Below are 17,798 nucleotides of genomic sequence, written 5' to 3'. Positions count from 1 at the left end.
GCCGCGGGCCCGTCGCCCGCCGCGCAGCCGGTGACGGGCCCGCGGCCCGGCTTCAGGCGTGTACGGGCTGCCGCAGCCGTGCGGCCATCTCCGCCAGGACCCGGGGCCCGCTCTGGTCGCCGTGGACGAAGAAGTGATCACCCGGTACGACCAGCAGCTCGAACCCGCCGGCCGTCAACGGCCGCCACCCGTCGGCGTCCCGCTCGGCGACCACCGGATCGCCGGCGCCGTGGAACGCGGTCACCGGCACCCCCAGGGGGGCCTCCGCCGGGTCGTGCCGGTAGCTCTGCACCACGCGCAGGTCGGAGTAGCCGGGGCCGTCCATGGCCACGTCCGCCTTGCCCGCCAGGTGTTCGCCCAGCTCCGCGCGCAGCGCGGTGTCGTACAGCCGCGGCTGCGTCCGCCGTACCCGTGCCAGTTCCTCGTGCTCCGGCATCCGCTCGAAGCCGAGCCGCTGGGTCACCGACCGCAGCCGGGCGCCGAGCGGGTTCTCCCCGCCGGTCGGCGCGCTGAACGCGCCGACGAACAGGTGGCGCAGCAGATCCCCGTACTCCGCGCCCAGCCGGTGGGCCAGGCGGTACGCGAGGAGAGCGCCCATGCTGTGCCCGTAGAAGGCGAACGGCCGGTCCAGGTACGGCTTGAGTGCCTGCGCGACGGCGTCGAAAGCCTCGTCGGCGTCGACGAGGCAGCGCTCGTCGGCGCGCTCCTCCCGGCCGGGCAACTGCACGGGGACCACCTCGACGCCGGCATCCACGGTGCCCGGCCAGTCCCGGTACAGGGAGGCACCGCGTCCGCCATACGGCAGGCAGAACAGCCGTACGGCGGCGTCGTCCCGCGGTGTGACCGGCAGCCAGAGCCGGCCGTCCACGTCGTACGGGCGCGGCGCGGCCGGTCCGTCGCCCGCGACGGATCCCGACAGCCGCTCCACCACCTCGTCCAGCGAGGGTCCGGCGATGAGCAGGTCGACCGGGAGGTCGACGCCGGTCTCGGCGCGTACCCGCTGCCGAAGCTCCAGCGCGGCGAGGGAGTCGAGGCCCGTCTCGGCCAGCGGCCGGCTGCTCGGCACCTCGGCGGGCGTCAGTTGCAGGAGTTCCGCGACCATGCCGGTGAGCAGGTCCCGCAGCGCCGCGGCGCCGTCGGCACCCCGCCAGCGTTGCTGCGCGGCGTCGTCGCGTACCTCGTCGGCGGGCGTTCGGGTGCCGGCGCCCGGGCTGATGACCCGGATCTCGGTGCCGCGGCCCCAGCCCACCGCGGCGCCGTCGGCGGCGCAGAGCAGGTGGTCGCCGACAAGAAGGTCGCCGACCGGCGCCGTGAGGCGGACGTGGCACCACAGGGCACCTTCCGCGGGGGCGCCGAAGCCGACCTCGCCGAGGCGGGCGGTCATGAACAGGTCCCCTTCGGCCAGTTGAGGGCCGGCGGCCAGTGCGTAGAGCTGCACGCAGGCGTCCAGCACCCCGGCGGGCACGGGGAGCCGGCGCTCCGGACCGCCGGCGGCGCCCGTCTCGGCGGGCGTCGGCGGGCGGAACCTCGCCAGCACCTCGCCCTCACCGAGCCACGCCTCGTCGACCCACTCGACGGACGGGCCCAGGGGCACGCCGCGCTCGGCCATCTGCCGGTAGAACTCGGCGCCCTCGAAGCGTACGGGGCAGCGCTCGCGGATCTCCGCACGCGTCGCCTCGGGCAGCGCGCCGGCCTCCGCTCCGCCGCCGGGGCGCAGCCGCCCGGCGGCGTGCCGGTTCCAGCCCTCGTCACCCGGCTGCCCGGCGGACGGGTCGCCGGCCTCCCGGCTGTGCACGGAGAACTCCGCCCAGCCTTCGCCGTCCTCGGGGCCGACGGCCAGATGCACGGTGCGCTCCTGGCCGCGGGAGAGGGTCAGGGCCCGCTCGAACCGTACGTCGTCGAGCCGCAGTCCGGCGCCGGTACGGGCGGCGGAGGCCAGCAGTTCCTGGTAGTAGCCGACGTGCAGCACGCCCGCGGTGTCGGCGAGTTCGGGCAGGACCGCGCGGCTGACGGCGGTCGTGTACTGCCGCTGCGCGAGCGGCGAGGCGACCTGGCGCAGCCCGAGCGAGCCCACGGGGGCACCGGACCCGGACGCCGCGGGAGCGGCATCGAATGCCGCGGCGTCCGGCCGGTGCGCACGGCGTCGGAACGTCTGACCCGGCAGGTCCAGCCGGATCCGCTCGTAGCCGTCGTCGCAGGCGGACCAGTCGACGTCCTGGCCGGAGACGTGCCGGTCGGCCAGCCAGTCAAGGAGTTCACGCCAGATGTCGTCGCCGGGCAGCCCCCGGATCTCACCCGCGGCGGGCCCCGCCGCGTGGCCGCCGAGGTGGACCAGGGTGTCGTAGCCGTGCGCGGCGAGCGCCGCCGCGGCGGCCTCCGGCCGGACGCCGGCGCCGGGGCGCAGCCAGAAGCCGGGGTCGGCCGCCTGCTCCGCGCCCGCTTCGCCGGCGTCGGGCCCGTGCAGCAGCCGCAGCACACGGGGGCGCCGGGGCGCCGGTGCGGGCGGGGCGGCGGCGCCGTACCGGGCGGCGAGCAGGGCGCCGGCGGTCGCGGCGTCGAGGGCGCCGCTGAGGACGGCGGCGGCGAGGTCACCGGGGGCGGCGCCGCCCGCGACGGCGCCGGCGGCGATGCCCCAGTCGGCGAGCGTGCGCACCAGCGCGATCTGGCAGACCACGGTCCGCACATCGGCGACAAGGGCGGCGTCGTGTCCGCCGTCCGGTTCCGCCGGGAGCCCCAGTTCGGCCGTGCACCGCTCGGCGTGCGCCCGGAAGCCGGGGTGAGTGGCGTGGAGCGTCGCGGCGATGCGCTCCGCGGCGGGCGCGGTGGCGTCGAGGAGGAAGGCGACCGGGGGCGCGGGCGCCCGGTCGCGGGCGCCGACGGCCTCGGCGGCCGCGGTCTGCCGCGGGCCGGTGGCCGGCTCCGGCCCGTCACCCGCGGCGAGCGCGGCGAGCCGGCGCGCGAGATCGTCGCGCGAGGCGGTGACGAAGGCGGTGCGGTGGGCGAAGTGCCCGCGCCGCGCGGTGGCGGTGTGGCAGACGTCGGCGAGCGACGCGTCGGGGTGCGTCGCGAGCCAGTGGGCGTGGCGGGCGGCGGACTCACGCAGGCCCTCGGGGTCACGCGCGGAGAGCGCGAAGACGTGTGCGGGGCGCTCCGGCCCCGCGGATCGCGGCGGTGCGGCGTCCGGCTCGGTGAGCACGACGTGCACGTTGGTGCCGGAGAAGCCGAAGGAGCTGACGCCCGCGGTGCGGGCCCGGCCGTCGCTCCGGCGCGGCCACGGAACCGTCCGGTCGCACAGCGCCACCGGCAGCCGCTCGACGCCGAGCCGGGGGTTGGGCTTGTCCAGGTGCAGCCCGCCGGGGATCTCCCCGTGCCGCAGCGCGAGCACGGTCTTGATCAGGCCGGCCACCCCGGCGGCGGCCTCTAGGTGCCCGATGTTGGACTTGACGGCACCGATGCGCAGGGGCGCCCCGGGGTCGCGGTCGGCGCAGAGCACGTCGGCGGCGGCACGCACCTCGATCGGATCGCCCAGGGAGGTGCCGGTGCCGTGCGCCTCCAGGTAGTCCACCGCCCGCGGCTCGACCCCGGCCGCGGCGACGGCGTCGGCGATCAGCTCGCGCTGCGCCCGGCCGTTGGGCACGGTCAGGCCGCTGGTGCGGCCGTCGTGGTTGACGGCGGAGCCGCGGATCAGGGCGAGGACCGGGGCGCGTACGGCGGCGGCGTCCGAGGCGCGCATGAGGGCGACCATGCCGCTGCCCTCGGAGCGTACGTAGCCGTCCGCGGCGGCGTCGAAGACCTTGCACTTCCCGTCCTCGGCGAGCGCCTCCATCCGGCACAGCGCGACCATGACGGCGGGCGACATCATGGCGCTCACCCCGCCGGCCAGGGCGGCGCTGCACTCGCCGCGGCGCAGACTCTCGACGGCCAGGTGCACTGCGAGCAGCGACGACGAGCACGCCGTGTCGACCGCGAGGGCCGGGCCGCGCAGTCCGAAGGTATGCGCCACCCGGCCGGCGGCGACGCTGATCGCGGAGCCGGTGGCGGTGTACGGCCCCGCCGCGCGCGGCGACCGGGGCAGCAGGGTGTTCTCCGAGCCGGAGACGCCGACGAAGACGCCCACGCGCCGTTCGGCCGTGGTGCCCGACAGCAGCCCCGCGCTCTCCAGCGCCTGCCAGCCCGTCTCCAGCAGCAGCCGGTGCTGCGGGTCCATGTCGCGGGCCTCGGCGTCGGTGATGCCGAAGAACCCGGCGTCGAATGCGTGGGCGCCCTCGGCGAGGAACCCGCCGCGGCGGGTGTACGAGGTGCCCGGCTCGCTCCGGTCGGAGGAATACCAGCCCTCGACGGGCCAGCGGTCGTGCGGGACGTCCACGACGCCGTCGCGGCCCTCACGCAGGAGGTCCCAGAACCGCTCCGGGCCGTCCGCGCCGCCGGGGAACCGGCAGCCGAGACCGACGACGGCGATGGGCTCCGCGGCCCGCGCGCGCAGCTCGTCGACCTGCTCGCGCAGAGTGCGTACGGCTTCCAGAGAACGCCTGAGCAGTGCTTTGTCCGTCATCGCCGTCTTCCTCTCCCCCGCGTGCCGTGTGCTAGAGCCCCAGCTCGGCCAGGACGCCCTTCAGCTCGATCTCGACCGTCGAATCGCCCTTCGCCGGGGCGGACTTGCGGCCCCCGGCGGTGGGGGCCGCGGCCTTCTTCCCGTCGGCCTTCTTCCCGTCGGCCTTCGTCTCCTCGGCCCGCGCCCGCGCCGACTCGGCCGGCGGCTCGATCCGCAACATCCGCTGCAGCTTTTCGCGTTCTGCGTGCACCACGCCGAACTCCGGCACCGCGTGGTGCAGCGCCGCGTCGAACGCGTCCACGCCGACCGTGTTCTCCAGCGGCGTCAGCCCCAGCCGGCGGCGTACGAAGCCTTCCGTGGCCTCGTCGACCCGCATGCCGCCGTCGCGCCAGAACGGCCAGACCAGCGCGATGCTCGCCCCGGACCGCTCGCCCGCGGCACGCAGGTCCTCGCGGCGGCGGCTGAAGGCGTTCAGGAAGCGGCTGGCGAAGGCGTAGTCGACCTGGCCGGGGTTGCCCGCGAGCGCGGCCAGCGACGAGAAGACCATGAAGAAGTCGAGGTCGTCGCCCGCGGTGGCGGCGTCGAAATGGACCGCGCCGTCGACCTTGCCCGCGAGCACCGAGTCGATCTCGTCGGCGGTCTTGTTGGGCAGCAGTCCGTCCCGCAGGACGCCGGCGGAGTGGATGATGCCGTTCACGCTGCCCCAGCGGTCGCGGGCGGCGGCCAGGAGCCATTCGACGTCGCCGCGGTCGGAGACGTCGGCGCGCTCGTAACGGACGTCGGCGCCGAGAGCGCGGATCCGCTCCAGCGCCTCCTGGCGTTCGCCGGTGAGCGCCGAGCGGCCGACGAGGAGCAGGTTCACCCGGGCCCGGCGGGCGAGGTGTTCGGCAAAGAGCAGGCCGAGGCCGCCTCCGCCGCCGGTGACAACGTACGTGCCGCCCTCCCGCACCGCGACGCCGGCCGGCTCACCGGCCCGTACCGCGGGCAGCTCACGGAGCCTGCGCACCCGGCGGCCGTCCGCGTCGTGGCGGACCTCGGCGTCGGCGCGGGCGTCCGCGGCGAGTTCGGCCTCGCAGGCGCGCAGCAGGGCGTCCGCGGGCTCTTCGCCGGCGGCGGTACGTACGGTCACCGCCTGCTGGACCAGCCGCGGGTTCTCGTGGTCGACGCTGCGGGCGAAGCCGCCGAACGCCTCCGCGAGAGGATCGGGCCCGGCGTCGGCGTGGGCGTGGAGGCGCAGCAGCCGCACCGGCGCGCGCAGGCCCTGCCGCAGCATCGCCTGGCTCAGGTGGAAGACCGAGGTGAGAGCGGTGCGGGGGTCGCTCCAGGCGTGCAGCACGGTGACGGGCGGGGCGTCGAGGCCCGCGACGAGCGCGGCGTGGTCCTGCGCGGACTCGGCGCGTACCGTGCGGCCCTCGCCGGCGACCTCGTACGCCTCACCGGGCCGGACCCCGACGACCGGCGCGGCGCCGGAGTGGCGCTCGCGTACCCGCTCGGTGAGGGCGCCGTCGTCGTCGAAGACGAGCACGGGGCCGGTGAGCCAGGAGGCGGGGCCCCCGGGGGCGGCGGCCGGCTCCCAGCCGGCGGTGAAGTGCACGACCTGGAGTGCATCGGAGGGCGCGGACTCCGCGGTCTCGGCGGCGGGTGCTTCGACGGCCGGAGCGGGGGCGGGGGCGTCGTCGAGGCTCAGCTCGTCCAGCAGGTACGTGGCCAGGTCGTCGAGGCACGGGTAGTCGAAGACCACCCCGGCGTACAGGACGAGACCCAGGGCTTCTTCCAGCAGGTTGCCGAGGCGTACCGCCATCACCGAGTCCATGCCCAGCTCGAAGAAGCCGCGCTGGCGGTCCGGCGGGCTGCCGGGCGGGAACTCCAGCAGTTCGCCGAGCGTACGCTGCATCCGCGTGGCCAGCGCGGTGTGGCGCTCACTCGCGGGTGCGGCGGCCAGCGAGGCGAGCAGGTCCGTCGCGGCGGGCTCCGTCTGCGCCGCGGGGGCCGTCACGGAGGCCGGGGCCTCCGGGGCGGTCCGGGGCGCGGGGACGGGGGTCGGCACGGCCGGTGCGGTCGGCCGTGCCGGGTTCGTGGCGCTCGGCTCCAGCCAGTAGCGCTCCTGGGAGAAGGGGTACGTCGGCAGCGACACCCGGCGCCCGCCGGTGGGCCTGGCCGACCAGTCCGCCTCGCCGCCCGCCGCCCACAGAGCGGCGGCCTGCTCCGGCGCGGCGTCGGCGGGGACCGCGGGCGCGGCGCCGGACCGGCCGGGACGGCGGCCGATGCTGATCCGCCCGTCCGCGGCGTCGCCGGCGGCGACGCGGGCGAAGCGCTCGGCGGCCTCGGCGAGCGTGCGGGCCGCGAACGCGGCGCGGTGCTCCATCGCCTCCCTGCCGTGCTGGAGCGTGTAGGCGACGTCGGCGGCCCGCGGGGTCTCCGGGTCGTCGGCGCCGGGCTCGGCGGGCAGCGCGTTCAGGAACACCGCCATGCGGGCCGCGTACGCGCGCAGGTTCTCCGGCGTACGGGCCGACAGCGGGAACACCAGCGGCCGGCCGGCGCCGGCGGCCGGGGCGGGGCGGGCCGGTGCCTCCTCCAGGATCAGGTGGACGTTGACGCCGCCCGCGCCGAAGGAGCTGACGCCGGCGCGGCGCGGCCCGGCCACGGCGCCACCGGGCCCGGGCAGCACCGGCCGCTCCCAGGGCGCGGTCTCGCGCTGTACGGCGAACGGCGTGGTGTCGAGGTCGAGGTTCGGGTTGAGGTCGGGGGTGTGCAGCAGCGAGGGCACGAGCGTGGCGTGGCGCAACTGCAGGACCACCTTGGTGACCTGGGCGATACCGGCGGCCGCCTCGGCGTGGCCCATGGTGGCCTTCACGGACCCGATGGCGCACGCCGGCCGCCCGTCGCGGCGGTGCGGGGCGGCGGCGTCCGCGTACGCCTCGGTGAGGCCCCGGACCTCGATGGGGTCACCGAGGCTGGTGCCGGTGCCGTGCGCCTCGACGTAGCCGATGGAGCCGGCGTCGACCCCGGCGTCGGCGAGCGCGGCGCGCACCAGCTCGGCCTGCGCGACAGGGTTGGGGACGCCGTAACCGTAGGTGCGGCCGTCGCTGTTGACCGCCGAGCCCTTGAGGACGGCGTGGATCCGGTCGCCGTCGGCCAGCGCCCTGTCCAGCGGCTTGAGGAGCACCGCGCCGACGGCCTCGGCGGGTACGTAGCCGGTGCCGCCCTCGGCGAAGGCGCGGCACCGGCCGTCCTCGGCGAGGAATCCGGCCTCGGCGAGCATCACGTACTTGCTCGGGTGCAGCGACAGGTTCACCCCGCCTGCCAGCGCCATCGTGCACTCGCCGCGGCGGATGGCTGCGACGGCGAGGTGGATGGCGTAGAGGGAGGAGGAGCAGGCGGTGTCCAGGGTCAGGCTGGGACCGCCGAGGTTGAGCAGATGCGAGATGCGGTTGGCGACCGAGAAGGTCTGCGAGCCGACGATGCGCCAGACGCCCTCGTCCAGGTCGTTGCCCGCGAACATCTGGTAGTTGTTGTACGTCACCCCGGCGAAGACGCCGACCGAGCCCCGTTCGTCGCCGAGGTCGGGGTCCGCCAGCGAGGCGGGGGTGTAGCCGGCGTCCTCCAGGGTCTCCCACGCGGTGGTGAGGAAGAGCCGCTCCTGCGGGTCGAGCAGCCGGGCGTCGCGCGGCGAGATGTGGAAGAACTGCGGGTCGAAGGCGTCGACGTCGTCGAGGAAGCCACCCCAGCGGGGCCACCGGTCGCCGAACTTCTCGCGCGCCAGCTCCGCGAAGCGGCGGTAGCCGGGCCGGTCGAGGGGGATCTCGTCGACGCAGTCGTCGCCGTTGCGCAGCCGGTCCCAGAAGTCGGCCAGCGTGGGGGCCTTGGGGTAGCGGCCGCTGATGCCGACGATGGCGATGTCCCCGGTGCCGGGGCTCGCGCCGGCGGGCGGGGCGGCGGGGAGTGCGGGCGAGGTCGCGGCGGGCGGGGTGCGTACCCGGCCGGTCATGTGCCGGGCGAGCGCGTCGAGGTTCTTGTAGGTGAAGAGGGTGGCGCTGTCGACCGGCCCGTAGTGTTCCTCAAGCCGCCGGCGCAACTTCTCCACCAGCAGGGAGCTGAGGCCCAGGTCGTCGAAGCCGGCCCGCGGGTCGATCTCCTCCGGCCGCCACTTCAGCTCCTCGGCGAACAGCCGCACCAGGTGCGCCAGTACCTCGTCCTGCGTCGCACCCGCGCCGCTGGGCAGCGCGGCCGGCGCCGCCGCGGCGGTGAGGGCCGCGGGGACCGCCCCCGCGGCGAGGGCGGGCGGTGCCTGGCCGGGGGTGAGCAGGACGTGCGGCACGAGGTCCTGCGGGCGGATCCGGCGCCGCTCGAAGGGATACGTCGGAAGGGGTGTGCGGCGTACGGACCTGTCGCCGCGCAGCAGCGCCCAGTCGAAGTCCGCGCCGGCCGCCCAGAGGCGGGCCAGGGCCGCGGTCTTGCCCGCGGTGGCGAGCGCGTCGAGGTAGGTGTTGCCCTCGGGCCCGGCGAGCAGCGCGCGTGAGAGGTCCGCCGCGCCCGTGGCCTGCCCGCTCCACCAGGTGTCGCCCTGGTCTTCGCCGCGCAGGAAGTGCACGAGCGCGTCGTACAGTTCGTCGGCGTCCTCCGCGACGACCGCGAGCCGTGCCTCCATCGGCTCCCGGCCGAGCTGGAGGGTGTCGGCGAGCGCGGTGAGCGTGAAGTCGGCGCTGCCCTCCGCGGGCGCGTGCAGGTCGAGGTGGCGGACCAGCTCGCGGGCATAGGTGCGCAGCGCCTCGGGCGTCCGGGCGGAGAGCGGGATCAGCAGCGGGGCGCCGGGCGCTTCGGCGGCGGCGGGCTCGTGCGCGTACTCCTCCAGGACGACGTGCGCGTTGCTGCCGCCGAAGCCGAAGGAGCTGACACCGCAGCGGCGCGGGGTGGGAGGACCGTCCTGCGGGGTCTGCCGGGGCCAGTCACCGGCGCGGTCGCCGATGCGGAAAGGGCTGCCGTCCAGGCGGATGTACGGGTTGAGCTTCTCGAAGTGGCGCAGGGCGGGCAGCTTCCCGTACCGCAGCGCCTGCACCATCGTGACCAGCCCGGCCAGCCCGGCCGCCGCCTCCAGGTGCCCGATCGCGGTCTTGACCGAACCGAGCGTGCAGTGCGGCCCGGCGGGGGCGTCGTGGCCCCAGGCGGCGTAGAGGCGGGCGAACGCCTGCTTCAGGCCCTCGATCTCGATGGGGTCGCCGAGGCTGGTGCCGGTGCCGTGGGTCTCCACGTGGGTCACGGTCGCCGGGTCGAGACCGGCGGCACGCCAGGCGTCGACGATGACGTCGGCCTGCGCCTCGGGGCTCGGTGCGGTCAGCGAGGCGGCGCGGCCGGAGTGGCCGACGGCGCTGCCGCGGATCACGGCGTGGATGTGGTCGCCGTCGGCCTCGGCGGCGGCGAGCGGCTTGAGCACGACGGCGACGACGCCCTCGCCGCGGACATAGCCGTCGGCGGACTGGTCGAAGGTCTTGCAGTGGCCGTCCGGTGCGAGCATCCCGGCCGGCTCGAAGCACTCGAACGGGGTGGGGCTGAGCATGAGGTTCACGCCGCCGGCGATGGCGAGCCCGCACTCACCGGCGCGCAGGCTGCGGACCGCGCGGTGGACCGCGACGAGCGAGGAGGAGCACGCGGTGTCGATCGCCTCGCTGGGGCCGCGCAGGTCGAGCTGGTACGAGACCCGGTTGGGCAGCACGGCGTGCGAGAGTCCGGTGGCGGTGTGCGCCTGCGGGCCCGCGGCGCTGTGGCCCAGCACCTCCGCGTAGTCCATCGAGCTGAGCCCGACGAACAGGCCGGTGCGGCTGCCGGCGAGGGTGTCGGGGCGGCGGCCCGAGTCCTCGACGGCCCTCCACACCGTCTGCAGGAAGAGCCGCTGGTGCGGGTCCATCAGCTCGGCCTCGTGCGGCGAGATGCCGAAGAACGAGCAGTCGAAGGAGTCGACGTCGTCGAGGAAGGCACCGTGCGCGCGGCGGGCGCGCTCCGGTCCCGCCCAGTCGCGCCAGCGGTCCTCCGGTACCCGGGAGACGAGTTCGTCGCCGGCCAGGAGGCGCTGCCAGAAGCCCTCCAGGTCCGCCGAGCCCGGCAGTACGGCGCTGAGGCCGACGACCGCGACGGGGTACGGGTCCGGCAGCGGCGCGTCGTCCTGCGCGCCTCCGGCTCCGCGGGGTCCGGTGCGCGGGGTGTCGTCCCCCGCGTCGGGGTAGCGGGCGGAGACGAGGTCGTGGTGTTCGGCCAGCAGGTGGCGCGCGAACGCCTCCAGGGTGATGTGCTCGAAGAACACCGAGGGGGTGAGGTCGACGCCGAGATCGCGGCGCAGCAGGTCGGCGAACTCGATGAGCCGGATCGAGTCGAAGCCCAGCTCGCTCAGCTCCGTCTCGCTGCGGACGACGGCGGGTTCGACCTTCAGCACCTGGGCGACGGTGGTGCGCAGATCCTTCAGCAGGGCCTGGTGCAGTTGGACCGCGGGGGTGCCCTCGGAACGGGTCCGGTCCCGCTCGGGACGGCGCAGGCGCAGCTCGCCGGCCGGGGTGTCCGCCGCTCCCGGGGGCTGCGCCGCCGCCGCGGCCGCCGCCGCTTCCTGTGCTTCCGCCGCTTCCTGCGCGCGGCGCTCCTCGTCACGCCGGGTGGCCTTGATGAGCCCGCGCATGGCCCGGCCGGGCCCGACGGGCTTGATGTCCGCCACGCCGCGGGCGATGAGGTAGCGGACGGTGTCGGTCCAGCGCACGGGGTGGTCGAGCTGGCGTATCAGCGCGGCGGCGACGTCGTTCTCGTAGGGCAGGGCGGTCACGTTGGAGATGACGGGCACGCCGGGCGGCGCGAGTGTGAAGCCGTCGAGGAACTCGGCGAACTCGCCCTGGATCGCCGACATGTACGGGGAGTGGAAGGCCCCGCTGACACGCAGCACCGTGAACAGGCCGGCGCCGGCCTCCTCGAAAACGGTGCGCGCGCCCGCCACGTCCTCGCGCGGGCCGGCGATCACCATCTGCGTGGGGTTGTTGTCATTGGCGATCGACAGGTTCTCCAGGCCCGGCCGGCCCAGGAGTTCGGCCACCTGCTCCGCCGTCAGCCCGACGACGGCGGCCATACCGCCGTCCGCCACCCGGGACATCAGCTCACCGCGCTTGGCGACCAGGCGCAGCCCGGTGGCGAAGTCGAAGGCGCCGGCCGCGTGCAGGGCGTTGTACTCGCCCAGGCTGTGCCCGGCGAGAAAGTCGGGCTCCGCGCCGCCGTCGGCGAGGTGGGCGAGGTGGCTCAGCGCGTTGACGACGAAAAGCGCGGGCTGCGTGTACTCGGTGTTCTGCAGCCGGCCGTCGGCGTCGTCGCGGCACAGCTCCTCGATCGAGTAGCCGAGTATCTCATCCGCGCGGGCGGTCTCCTCCGGGAACCTGCCGAAGAGCTGCGCACCCATTCCTTTGTGCTGCGAACCCTGGCCTGGGAATGCGAGCGCAAACATGTCGAGTCGTTCCTTCAGTATGCGTCGGTGAAATCCCGGTACGGGACCGCGGGGACTTTTTCGGCCACCTGCCTTCGGCACGCAGCACTATTCTGGCGAGCCCATCGTGACCAAGTCGACTAAGGAGGTTCTAGCGGCCCGCTAAAGCCTCGACCTGCACATACCCGACTTGACGCCGCTGTTGCCCGCCGCGCATCATGACGCTACCTCAGCCAGCCCATTTCACGCCGCGACCGCGGCAGTCAATTCGGGGGTATGGAATGACGATTGCCGTTTCGACCGAGGAATTTCACGGGGACCGCGCGGGATTTCAGCCCGTGCCGGACCCCGCCCCGGTCGCGATGACGTCGGCCGCCACGATCGGCGCGGCGCTGCTCGACCTCGCGGACGGCGACCCCGACCGCCCGCTGGCGTACGTCGAGGGCTCCGGGGACCCCGTCCGGCTGACGGCGGCGGAGCTGGCCGAGCGCGCGGGTGCCGCCGCGACGACCCTCGCGGAGCACGGCGTACGGCGCGGTGACCGCGTCGGCGTCTGCATGGACACCAGCGCCGACGCCTATGCCACGCTGCACGGCTGCTTCCTGTTGGGCGCCATCCCGTTCGTCAGCGAACCGCCGCTGGCGACGATGCGCCGGCAGCGGTGGGCCGACCGGCTGCGGCTGCTGATCAGCCGCGCGGAACCGCGCGCCGTGGTCGTGGCGCCGGAGTTCCTCGACGCCGTGACGGAGCCGTGCAAGGAGGCGGGTGTCGCGATCATCGAGCCGCCCTTCGAAGGCGGGCTCGACCTCGCCACCGCGCAGGCGAAGCCCGACGACATCGCGCTGCTGCAGTTCACCTCGGGCACCACGGGCGACAGCCGGGGCGTGACGCTGACCCATGAGTCGATCTTCGCCAACGCCTCGGCCATCGGCGAGCACTGCTACCGCTCCGGCGACCTGATCGTGAGCTGGTTGCCGATGCACCACGACATGGGCCTGATCGGGCTGAACCTCGCACCGCTGCTGCACGGGCTGCCGGTGGCGAGCATGCCGCCGCTGTCGTTCGCGGTGCGCCCCGAGCGCTGGCTGTGGGCGATGCACCGCTACCGGGGCACGTTCACCTCGGCGCCCAACTTCGCGTACCGCATGTGTGCCTCGAACATCCCCGACGCCAAGCTCGCGGGCCTCGACCTGAGTGCCTGGCGGGTCGCCGGCAACGGCGCGGAGGTCGTGCAGGCGAACACACTGCGGCTGTTCGCCGAGCGCATGTCCGCATACGGCTACCGCGAGCATTCGATGATGCCCTGCTACGGCATGGCGGAGATCACCCTCGCCGCGACGATGTGCGTGCCCGGCGAGCCGCTGGTGACGCTCACCGTCAGCCGCGACCGGCTGGCCGCCGACGGCGAGGTCGTGGAAGCCGGGGCCGGCGCCGCCGACGCGCAGGAGCTGGTCTCCTCCGGTACCCCGCTGACGGGGATGGAGCTGCGCGTCGTCGACGACGCCGGCGCCGACCTTCCCGACCGTAAGCAGGGCACCATCCTGCTGCGTACCGCCTCGATGATGTCCGGCTACTACCGCCAGCCCGAGGAGACCGCGAAGGTCCTGGGCGACGACGGCTGGCTGAACACCGGCGACCAGGGCTTCACCGACGGCGGCCAGACCTATGTCACCGGTCGCATCAAGGACGTCGTCATCATCGCCGGGTCCAACTACCACCCGTACGCCTTCGAGTCGGCCGCGGCTGCGGTGGAAGGGCTGCGGGCGAACTCGATCGCCGCGGTCGGCTGCCCCGACGAGGAGCGCAGCACGGAGGCGCTGGTGCTGGTGGTCGAGTCGAAGAACCACGCGGACGCGGCTGCCGTCGCGGAGATCCGCGAGGGCGTCATCCAGGCGGTCTCCGCCGAGACGGGGCTGCGCCCGGACCGGGTGGAGGTGGTGCCGCGGGGCACGCTGCCGAAGACCCCGAGCGGCAAGCTCCAGCGGCGCCAGGTGGTGGACGCGCTCGTCAACGGCACGCTGCCGACGAGCCACTGACCCGGAGCGCAGCACCGGTACGACGACGGCCCCGCGGGGTCAGACGCCCGGCCGGCCGGGCGGCGGTGAGCCGCCCAGCCGGCCGAGCAGCATGTCGTCGGCGTACGGGCCGTAGAGGCCGACGACGGTGTCCAGCTCCATCCCGGCGAGCGGTTCGATCGGCACCACGTAGCGCCCGGTGACCAGCCCGACGAGCAGCGAGGCGACAAGCGCGGCGCGCAGTTCGGGGTGGGGGGCCGGGATACGGCGGGCGAGTGGCAGGAGCAGCTCGCCGCCGGCGACTTCGCGGAAGAGCTGCGACGCCTCGGGGTGCTCCATCGCGGAGCGGAAGACCACGAGCAGCGAGGAGCGGGTGGCGGCGTCCTCCCACCGGGTGAGGAAGCCGCGCAGCAGCCGGCTGCCCGGCCCGCCGGGGCCCGTGCCGTCCGCGGCGGGGTCGTCGGCGTTGTCGGTGTCGGCGACCTCGTCGAGCAGCCGGGGCAGTTCGGGCAGCAGCTCCTCCGCGCGCATCGTCTCGCGGATCACCGTGGAGAAGACGTTCTCCTTGCTGCCGTAGTGGTACATCACCAGCGCCGGGTCCACCCCGGCGCGTTCGGCGATGGCGCGCACGGTGGTGCCGCGGTAACCGTGGCGGGCGAACAGCTCGACCGCCGCGAGCCTGATCAGCTCGCGGCGGTCCTGCCCGGCTTCCGCCGGCCGGTCGGCCGCGCGGTCGGCGGGCGCGTCGCGCCGTGCCATCAGGCCGTCCGGGTCGCGGCGGCCGGGGCCTGGCTCACGGCGGAGGCGGGCACGATGACCATCAGCGGGTAGAAGGGCCTGATCCGCTCCCTCGCCAGCGCGACGAGCCAGGCTCCGGCCGCCCACAGCAGCAGCGTGAGCAGCGGCCCCCCGACGGCGTTGCCGTCGAAGTACAGCACGCGGCGCAGCAGCGAGACCGTGCTGCCCATGGGCAGGTATGGCGAGACGGCACCGTAGAAGGCGGGTTGGAAGTGCGGGTCGACGACGCCGCCGGAGGAGGCGAGGCCGAGCGGGAGGACGAGCAGCGCGCCGACGGCGATGCCGAGCGCGCCGAGAAGCGCCTGGCAGGCCGCGACGACGCCGACGACGGTCAGCGACAACAGCGTGGTGATGCCCATCAGTTCGAGGAAGTGGCCGTCCAGGGTGCCGGTGAGGGGCCCGGCGAAGACGGCCCCGGCCACACCGGCGACGACCGCGTAGGAGACGCAGGACAGCCATCGCTTGCCGGCATTCACATGGGCGGCGGCCAGGCTCAGGATGAGCTGGAAGATCAGCGCGCCGATGGTGAGGGCGACGCACAGCAGCACGGCGCTGACCCCACGGGAGTCGTTCTCGGGCAGCGGGGCGACGTCGTCCACCTTCTGCGGTGTGCCGAGCCGCTTGGTCAGTTGCTCGTACGCCGTGGTGGCCGCGGTCGTCGGGGCGTCGCCGGCGGCACTGGCGATGAGCAGGCCGGGCGGCTGCTTCGGCGACGGCCCGACGACGATGGCGCCGAGCACCTCCTGCTCGCGCAGGGCGGTGCGGGCCTCGTCCTCGTCCGCGTACCGCTTGACCTCGAACGCGTCGGGAGCGGCGGCGGAGAGCTGCGCCTCGACCTGTTCGACGGCCGGGCCCGGGCCCGCCACGCCGAGCGGCATCTCGCTGGGGGCGGGGTTGCGCAGTCCGGGGATCATCAGCCCGGCGAACGCGAGGACGAGGAAGAGCCCGAGCGCGACCGGGCCGAACAGCACGCCGTACTGGCCGGAGCGGCCCGCTTGCGGGGGCGGTCCGGCCGGCGCCGGGGCCGGCGCGGCGCCGTCGGGGGACCCTGCTGCCGGTGTGGTCACGATCTGCTCCCTGTCTTCGTAAACAGAACACTTCTGTTCAACGGACGTTGAGGATCCAGTCTGGCGCGGGTGCCGCCGCACCCGCAACTCCCCCGGTGCGCCCGTGATTCGCCTCCGCGAAGGGGCCGGTCAGCGGCCTTTTGGCGGGAATTTAGCTGCTCCTACCAGCCTGTCGGGGCGCGCGTGACACGCGACTGCCGCACGAGAGCCACCGTCACGCCCCTTGACACACCCGTTCCGCCGTCGCCGAATGATCGAATGGCCCTGATGCACGGAAGATTGCTGGCCGTCAGCGACCTGCATGTCGCCTATCAAGAAAACCGCGACATCACCGCAGGACTGCGCCCCACCACGGCCGATGACTGGCTGATCGTCGCCGGCGACGTCGGTGAACGCGTCTCGGACATCGAATGGGCCCTCGGGCTGCTCAGCGAGCGGTTCGCCAAGGTCGTCTGGGTGCCGGGCAACCACGAGCTGTGGACGCACCCCGACGACCCGGTCACGCTGCGCGGCGAGGAGCGCTACCGGCACCTGGTCGAACTCTGCCGCGGACTGGGCGTCGTGACCCCCGAGGACCCCTACCCTGTCTGGCGCGGCGAGGGCGGCCCGGTGACGGTCGCGCCGCTGTTCGTCCTCTACGACTACTCCTTCCGCGTGCCCGGCGCGGCGACCAAGGAGGAGTCGCTGCGGCTGGCCCACGAAGCCGGCGTCGTCTGCACCGACGAATACTTCCTGCACCCCGACCCGCACGACTCGCGGGACGCCTGGTGCCGGGAGCGGGTGGCCCTGACCGAGCGCCGGCTCGCGGCCGTCGATCCGGCTCAGCGCACGGTGCTGGTCAACCACTGGCCGCTGGTACGGCAACCGACGGACGTCCTGCGCTATCCGGAGTTCGCGCAGTGGTGCGGTACGACGCTGACCGCCGGCTGGCACCGCCGCTTCCGCGCCGCCGCCGTCGTCTACGGCCACCTGCACATCCCCCGCGTCACCTGGTACGACGGGGTCAAGTTCACCGAAGTCTCACTCGGCTACCCACGGGAGTGGAAGCGCCACCCGCGACGCGAACTGCTGCGCACGGTCCTGCCGCCCTCGACGACGCGGGCTTCGGCGGCGCGGCCGAAGGAGCCCGGGGCGCACGAACCCGCCCGGCTGCTCCAGGGGTTGCTGCCGGGATCGGTGACCGCGGCCGAGGCGTTCACCGACCCGCCCGAGCCGCCCGCGGAGCGGCTGTACCCCGAGGAGGCGCGCGCGGTCGCGCGCGCCGTACCGCACCGGCAGGCGGAGTTCGCGACCGTACGGCAGTGCGCCCGTCGCGCCCTGAGCACGCTCGGAGTCGCGCCAGCCCCTCTGCTCCCGGGCCACCGCGGCGCACCGCAGTGGCCCGCCGGGGTCGTCGGCTCCATGACGCACTGCGCCGGCTACCGCGCCGCGGCCGTGGCCCGCCGCGGCGAGGTGCTCGGTATCGGCATCGACGCCGAGCCCAACGAGCCGCTCAAGGACGATCTGCTCGACACCATCGCGCTGCCCGAGGAGCGGGAGCAGGTACGGGCACGGATGCGCGGAGCGTCCGGGGTCTGCTGGGACCGGCTGCTCTTCAGCGCCAAGGAGTCCGTCTTCAAGGTCTGGTATCCGCTGACCCGCAGGGAGCTGGACTTCGACGAGGCCCGCATCGACGTCGACCCCGGGAACGGGACCTTCACCGCCCGGATCCTGGTCCACGCGCCCACCGTCGACGGCACGCCCCTGGCGCACCTGACCGGCCGCTGGCTGTGCCGCAGCGGGCTGCTCGTCACCGCCGTGGTGCTGGCCGCGGCTCGGGGCGCGCGTGCCGGGGACGGCGGGTAACGTGCGGCCGGCGCGGGACAACGTGACGGTCAGGGTGTCCCGGTCCTTACCGTACTCACCGCGTGACGCGGTCG

The 17,798-nt window shown here is 74.7% G+C and carries 6 protein-coding genes and 1 pseudogene; 3 read left to right on the top strand and 4 right to left on the bottom strand.

Features of this window, described 5'->3' with window-relative positions; all coding sequences use genetic code 11:
- Nucleotides 1-52: 52 nt before the first annotated feature.
- Together I003_RS0102600 and I003_RS0102595 are read right to left on the bottom strand one after the other, a co-directional pair.
- Entirely contained in the window at nucleotides 53-4,552 is a 4,500-nt protein-coding gene (locus I003_RS0102600) for a beta-ketoacyl synthase N-terminal-like domain-containing protein (protein WP_027770067.1), read from the bottom strand.
- 31 nt (nucleotides 4,553-4,583) lie between these two features.
- Complete coding sequence (locus tag I003_RS0102595; protein ID WP_078563655.1) at nucleotides 4,584-12,020, bottom strand: type I polyketide synthase; 7,437 nt, start codon at nucleotides 12,018-12,020, stop codon at nucleotides 4,584-4,586.
- Between the two features lie 317 nt (nucleotides 12,021-12,337).
- On the opposite strand from I003_RS0102595, the gene I003_RS0102590 reads away from it, so the two are divergent.
- Nucleotides 12,338-14,035 (top strand): fatty acyl-AMP ligase, encoded by a 1,698-nt coding sequence (locus tag I003_RS0102590; RefSeq protein ID WP_486584058.1) that lies wholly within the window; start codon nucleotides 12,338-12,340, stop codon nucleotides 14,033-14,035.
- Between the two features lie 39 nt (nucleotides 14,036-14,074).
- Here I003_RS0102590 and I003_RS0102585 read toward each other — a convergent pair whose 3' ends face one another.
- Both I003_RS0102585 and I003_RS0102580 read right to left on the bottom strand, forming a co-directional pair.
- Entirely contained in the window at nucleotides 14,075-14,773 is a 699-nt protein-coding gene (locus I003_RS0102585) for a TetR/AcrR family transcriptional regulator (RefSeq protein ID WP_027770064.1), read from the bottom strand.
- Nucleotides 14,773-15,879: a hypothetical protein gene (locus I003_RS0102580; protein ID WP_027770063.1), complete on the bottom strand. Its 1,107-nt coding sequence runs from the start codon at nucleotides 15,877-15,879 to the stop codon at nucleotides 14,773-14,775. The genes I003_RS0102585 and I003_RS0102580 overlap by 1 nt, the downstream gene beginning before the upstream one ends.
- A gap of 258 nt (nucleotides 15,880-16,137) precedes the next feature.
- Between I003_RS0102580 and I003_RS36665 the strand changes: the two are divergent.
- A pseudogene (locus tag I003_RS36665) lies at nucleotides 16,138-16,995 on the top strand (metallophosphoesterase family protein); the annotation flags it as partial.
- Nucleotides 16,996-17,055: 60 nt separating this feature from the next.
- Complete coding sequence (locus I003_RS36660; RefSeq protein WP_486584062.1) at nucleotides 17,056-17,724, top strand: 4'-phosphopantetheinyl transferase family protein; 669 nt, start codon at nucleotides 17,056-17,058, stop codon at nucleotides 17,722-17,724.
- Nucleotides 17,725-17,798: the final 74 nt, after the last annotated feature.

It is taken from the genome of Streptomyces sp. CNQ329, assembly GCF_000482585.1.
The sequence above is the reverse complement of the archived record's forward strand: the minus strand, read 5'-3'. Positions and strand labels throughout refer to the sequence as shown.

Bases quoted from the DNA above. Each gene is read 5' to 3' on its own strand.
- I003_RS0102585 (WP_027770064.1), bottom strand. From the start codon at position 14,773: ATGGCACGGCGCGACGCGCCCGCCGACCGCGCGGCCGACCGGCCGGCG.
- I003_RS0102595 (WP_078563655.1), bottom strand. From the start codon at position 12,020: ATGTTTGCGCTCGCATTCCCAGGCCAGGGTTCGCAGCACAAAGGAATG.
- I003_RS0102600 (WP_027770067.1), bottom strand. From the start codon at position 4,552: ATGACGGACAAAGCACTGCTCAGGCGTTCTCTGGAAGCCGTACGCACT.